This is a genomic window from Pseudomonas sp. GW821-FHT01D09, assembly GCF_059422465.1.
In genome coordinates this window covers 1-4,883 of sequence record NZ_JBWKWY010000066.1, presented here as the reverse complement: position 1 = coordinate 4,883, position 4,883 = coordinate 1, and the positions used below count along the sequence as shown (strand labels likewise).

3 protein-coding genes are annotated in these 4,883 nt (G+C 61.7%); all 3 read right to left on the bottom strand.

Features of this window, described 5'->3' with window-relative positions; translation table 11 throughout:
• Positions 1-92: 92 nt before the first annotated feature.
• Complete coding sequence (locus AC07W7_RS27065; protein WP_495040455.1) at positions 93-1,460, bottom strand: DUF1329 domain-containing protein; 1,368 nt, start codon at positions 1,458-1,460, stop codon at positions 93-95.
• A gap of 27 nt (positions 1,461-1,487) precedes the next feature.
• Positions 1,488-3,278 carry a DUF1302 domain-containing protein gene (locus tag AC07W7_RS27060; protein WP_495040454.1) on the bottom strand — a complete coding sequence of 597 codons (1,791 nt, stop codon included), beginning with the start codon at positions 3,276-3,278 and terminating at the stop codon, positions 1,488-1,490.
• Positions 3,279-3,762: 484 nt separating this feature from the next.
• Complete coding sequence (locus AC07W7_RS27055; protein WP_076962815.1) at positions 3,763-4,674, bottom strand: SDR family oxidoreductase; 912 nt, start codon at positions 4,672-4,674, stop codon at positions 3,763-3,765.
• Positions 4,675-4,883: the final 209 nt, after the last annotated feature.

Below are 4,883 nucleotides of genomic sequence, written 5' to 3'. Positions count from 1 at the left end.
GGATGGCGGTGGGTCAGGTTGATGGGTTTTGCCTGGTCCACCGCCATCGCAGGCAAGCCAGCTCCCACAGTGATTGGGTTTACAACCTTAGATCAGCGTACGCCCGAGGCGCGCAAGGCCGCCGGGGTGTAGTCCGCCGCCTTGGCATTGAAGCCGAACACGAAGCTGCTCTTCTCTTCGTTCTTCATGCCCAGGGCGATGTAGCGCCCGGCGATGAGGTCGTACAGGGTCTCGACGGTGTAGGCCGGGGTCTGGTGGTGGTAGTAGAACTGCGCATGGCCTTCGGCCACGCGCCACAGTTGGCCACGGCCGTCATAGTGGTCCACCAGCGCCACCTGCCAGCTGTCTTCGTCGATATACATGTGGCGCTTGGCGTAGATGTGCCGTTCGCTGGGCTTGACCGTGCCCACCACTTCCCAGACCCGGTGCAGTTCATAGCGGGTCAAGTCCTGGTTGATATGGCCGGCCTTGATGATGTCGTCGTACTTGAGGGACGGCGAATCAAGCTTGTAGGCGTTGTAGGGAATGTACATTTCCTTCTTGCCCACCAGTTTCCAGTCGTAGCGGTCTGGCGCGCCGGAGAACATGTCGAAGTTATCCGAGGTACGCAGGCCGTCGGAGGCGGTGCCCGGCCCGTCGTAGGCCACTTGCGGTGCACGGCGCACGCGGCGTTGGCCGGCGTTGTAGATCCACGCCAGGCGCGGCTCCTTCACCTGGTCGAGGGTTTCGTGCACCAGCAGCACGTTGCCCGCCAGGCGCGCGGGCGCGGTGACCGACTGTTTGAAGAAGGTCAGCACGTTGGCGCCCTTGGCCGGGTCCATATCCGGGATCAGTTGCGGCACCGCCACTTCTTCCTCGAAGCGGATCGGCGTATAGCTGCCGTTGGTCTGCGGGGTGGCCTGGGTGATGATGCGCCGCAGGTTGCCGCCGTGGTAGCGGGTGATGTGGTTCCATAACACCTCGACGCCATTTTTCGGAATCGGGAAGGCGTAGTAGCGGTTGCCGGTGAAATTCTCCAGGCCGTTGCCGTCGTTGATCGCCTTGACGTTCAGTGCGCTGCGCTTGATCGATTCGTAGATAGCGTCGGGCAAGTTGACCGTGCGGTGGGTGGGGTAGACCGGGATTTTATAAGTCTCGGGGTAGCGTTTGAACATCGCCACCTGGCCGTCCGACAGTTTGTCCTTGTACTTGTCGACCGTGGCCGCGGTGATCACGAACAGCGGTTTTTCATTGGCGAACGGGTCGGCCAAAAAGCCCTTGCTGTCCACCGCGCCGGCGTTTTTCGGGAGGCCACCGGTCCAGGCCGGGATCGAGCCATCGGCATTGCCGGCCTTCTCGGCGCCCACCGGGGTCAGGGTGGTGCCGAGCTTGGCGGCTTCCTCCACAGACACCGCGGCCATCACGTTGGCGGCCAACAGGCTGAGGGCCAGTGCGCCGCACTGCAAAATCACTTTACGCATGGTTGTTGTCCTTCTTTTTAAGCCAAATCAGAAGTTCACGCCGAAGCTGAGGGCGAGGAAGTCACGGTCGGTCAGGGTGTTGTAGTCACCGCCAAAAAAGTCGGTGTAGCTCAGGCTCGCGGTGTAGGTGTTGCGGTAGTCCGCATCGACCCCGACGCTGAGGGCCTTGGCCCCTTCGTTGAACAGGCCGTTGGGGCCGTAGCCCTTGACGTCATGGGACCAGGACAGGTTGGGCTTGAGGTTGATCCCGGCGATCACGTTGTTGTAGTCGAGGATCGCCCGGGCGCGATAACCCCAGGAGGTGGCCGTGACGAAACCGTCGGTGTCTCCGCCAAAGCCGTATTGGCCGTAGACCGAATCGCGGCCGTAGCGCAGCTTGGTTTTGTTCTCCAGCCCGCCCACCCGCACGATGGCCGCCTCGCCCACCACGGTCAGGCGTTCGGCGCCCAGCACCTGGTCGAAAAACTGGGTCATGGTGGTCTGGAACTGGGTGATTTCCTTGCGCCGGTAGCCGGCGTTGTCGGCACCGAATGAGCTTTTGATCGGCGACGCGGCGTTGCCGGCTATCGGGTTGACCAGGGCCAGGGTCAGGTCGGTGGTGTTGAGTTGCACCGGGGCGTTGGGGCGGTAGCTGATTTCCCCGGTCCAGGCCGTGCCGGTGGGCAGGGTCGTGGCGAAGCTGGCACCGTACAGGCGGATATCTTCCGGGTAATCCAGGTAATACTGGCCGCGCCCGAGCATCACGCTCTGCGCCAGGCCGGCGCCACTGCCAGGGGCAATGCTGTTGGCGGCGTTGATGATCCTGCCGATGGTCGCCAGGTTGGTGTTGGCGGTGAGGGTGCCCACGGTCGGCGTGCGGCTGTGGTAGTTCATGAAGTACAGGCCGTACTCGGTGTCATCGCCCAGCCAGCGCAAGGCCATGCCGAACTGCCCGGAATCCCGTGCGTCACGGTCGGCGGCGCGGCGTACGATCACCCCCTCGTTGGCGACGCCAAAACCCTGGCCGAACGCGGCGGCCACCGGTTGCAGCGGGCGGATCGCCGGGCTGCCGACGGTGTAGTTGTCGGTGCAACCATCGGCCGCCACGTCGCCACCAAAGTAGGTGCCGCAGTTGTCCAGCACGGTCTGGTCCCATTCCAACTGGTAGAAACCTTCCACTGTCAGTTGGTTGGTCAGGCCCTGGGAGGCGAACAGCATGTTGACTGGAATCAGGCCTTCCTTGATCTCGGCGCCCGGCCGGCGGAAGGCCGAGACGTCGATGGGGTTGATGCTGTTGATGGAGTTGCCGATGAAGGTACTTTCGCCCCAGCTGACCACCTGTTTACCGGCACGCACGGTGCCCGGCAGGTCGCCCAGGGAATAGTTGTGATAGACGAAGGCATCGAGGATCTGCGCCCCGCTGGACTTGGCGCCTTCCTTGCGGTTGTGGTCGCTGATCGGCTTGAACTCGCGGTCTTCGTCCTTGAGCTCGAAGTCGTACCAGTATTTGCCCCGCACAAACACACCGGTATCGCCGTACTTGAGCTCCAGGTCGTGCAGGCCCTTGAAGATTTTCGAGAAGGTCTCGCCCTTCTTGAAGTTCAGGCGCCCGTCATCCCCGGTAGAGGCCTGGCCACTGCCGCCATTGACCGTGCCCACCAGCTTGCGGTCGGCATCGCGCATGCCCCAACTGGCCCCGACCGACAGCGACGAATCGAATTGCCCCTCGATCTCGCCAATATTGAATGAAACAGCCTGCGCCTGGACGCAGCACCCCAAAGCAACCGCAGCGGCCAGCGCCTGTGGCCTGAAGATGGCGCGCATTGTTGTTTTTGTCATGCGTCTTCCCCGGTGGTGTGACAGAAGGCCCCACCCTACTGCCCGCCATCAGGAGCGATAAGCGCACCAAGGAGGTATTCGTTGTGTCGCTCAAAAGGATTAACCCAGGCTCTAGCGTGGGTATTGGCGGGGCTATCGACGCAGTGGATGGAGCGCTATCAAGCGAATGGATACCCCCGCACCGGCAGGCGCGGCACTGTTGTCGTTTTGGTAACAGTCCTTGTCCTGAATCAGTGTTTTTCATTCTGTTACAACGGACTATTCTTACCGGGCTTTCAGGACAATCCTACTGATTACCTGAAGCCACTTTTTGCTGGATTGAAGCGTATTTTCAGTCTGTTACCCGTGTTCACTGACGTTGATTTGTAGCTCCTTGATCCAACGTCTTACTTCGGCCGCTGCGTATGCAGCGGCCTTTTTTATGCCTGAAATACAGCGGGGCGCCATCAGCGCCCCGCAGGATTGACTGTTTTTCAGGTAATGATCAGAGGCTGTATTTGTGCAGGTTGTCCATCATCTCCTTCAAGGCTTCGATATTGTCCTTGGGATGGGCCGCCCCTTCAAAGTTGCAGATCTGCTGCCAGTGCGCCGCCACATCCTCTGGCGAGAAGCCCGCCTCGGGATCAAATCCCACGCCCAGGCTGCGCTCCCAGCGGGTCTTGCCGATCCAGCCGCCGCCCACTTCAAACAGCCCCGAGGTTTCCTGGCAGGCCTCGCTGCCCAGGTACACCACCAGCGGGCTGACCAGCTCGGGCTTGAGGCGCTCGAACACCTGTGGCGGGATCAGGCCTTCGGTCATGCGCGTACCGCCCGTGGGCGCGATGGCATTGACCAGGATGTTGTTCTTGCGCCCTTCCAGCGCCAGGGTGCGGGTCAGGCCATACAGGCCGAGCTTGGCCATGCCGTAGTTGGACTGGCCGAAGTTGCCGTAGATGCCCGACGTGGAGGCGGTGAAAATCACCCGGCCATAGCCTTGCTCGCGCAGATGCGGCCAGGCGGCGCGGGTCACTTTGTAGGCACCTTCGACGTGCACGCGGTACACCAGGTCCCAGTCGCCGTCCTCCATTTTATGGAAGGTCTTGTCACGCAGGATCCCGGCGTTGTTCACCACCACGTCGATGCGGCCAAACACGTCGAGAGCGTGCTGCACGATCTTTTCGCCATCGGTCACCGAATCGTGGTTGGCCTCGGCAATCCCACCGGCCTCGCGAATCTCGGCCACCACGCGGTCGGCCGCCGAGGCATTGGCGCCTTCGCCCTGAGTCGAGCCGCCAAGGTCGTTGACCAGTACCCTGGCCCCGTGCCTGGCGAACAGCAGCGCATGGGCACGCCCCAAACCACCCCCGGCCCCGGTGACGATCACGACTTTATCTTGGAACTGCACAGACTCACTCATAGGGAACTCCAGCGAAGACAGTGGACGATGGGGCGAGTGTCAGGCACGGGGCTTGTGGTCACAATAAATACGGGCGGGGGTGAATGGTGCGCAATAAGGCACAGGGATGATCGGACAGGTCATAGAGGCTGGCTTGTGTAGGAGCTGGCTTGCCTGCGATTGCATCACCTCGGTACAACTGATTTACCGAGGTGTGCCCATCGCAGGCA

Bases quoted from the DNA above. Each gene is read 5' to 3' on its own strand.
- AC07W7_RS27055 (WP_076962815.1), bottom strand. From the start codon at position 4,674: ATGAGTGAGTCTGTGCAGTTCCAAGATAAAGTCGTGATCGTCACCGGG.
- AC07W7_RS27065 (WP_495040455.1), bottom strand. From the start codon at position 1,460: ATGCGTAAAGTGATTTTGCAGTGCGGCGCACTGGCCCTCAGCCTGTTG.
- AC07W7_RS27060 (WP_495040454.1), bottom strand. From the start codon at position 3,278: ATGACAAAAACAACAATGCGCGCCATCTTCAGGCCACAGGCGCTGGCC.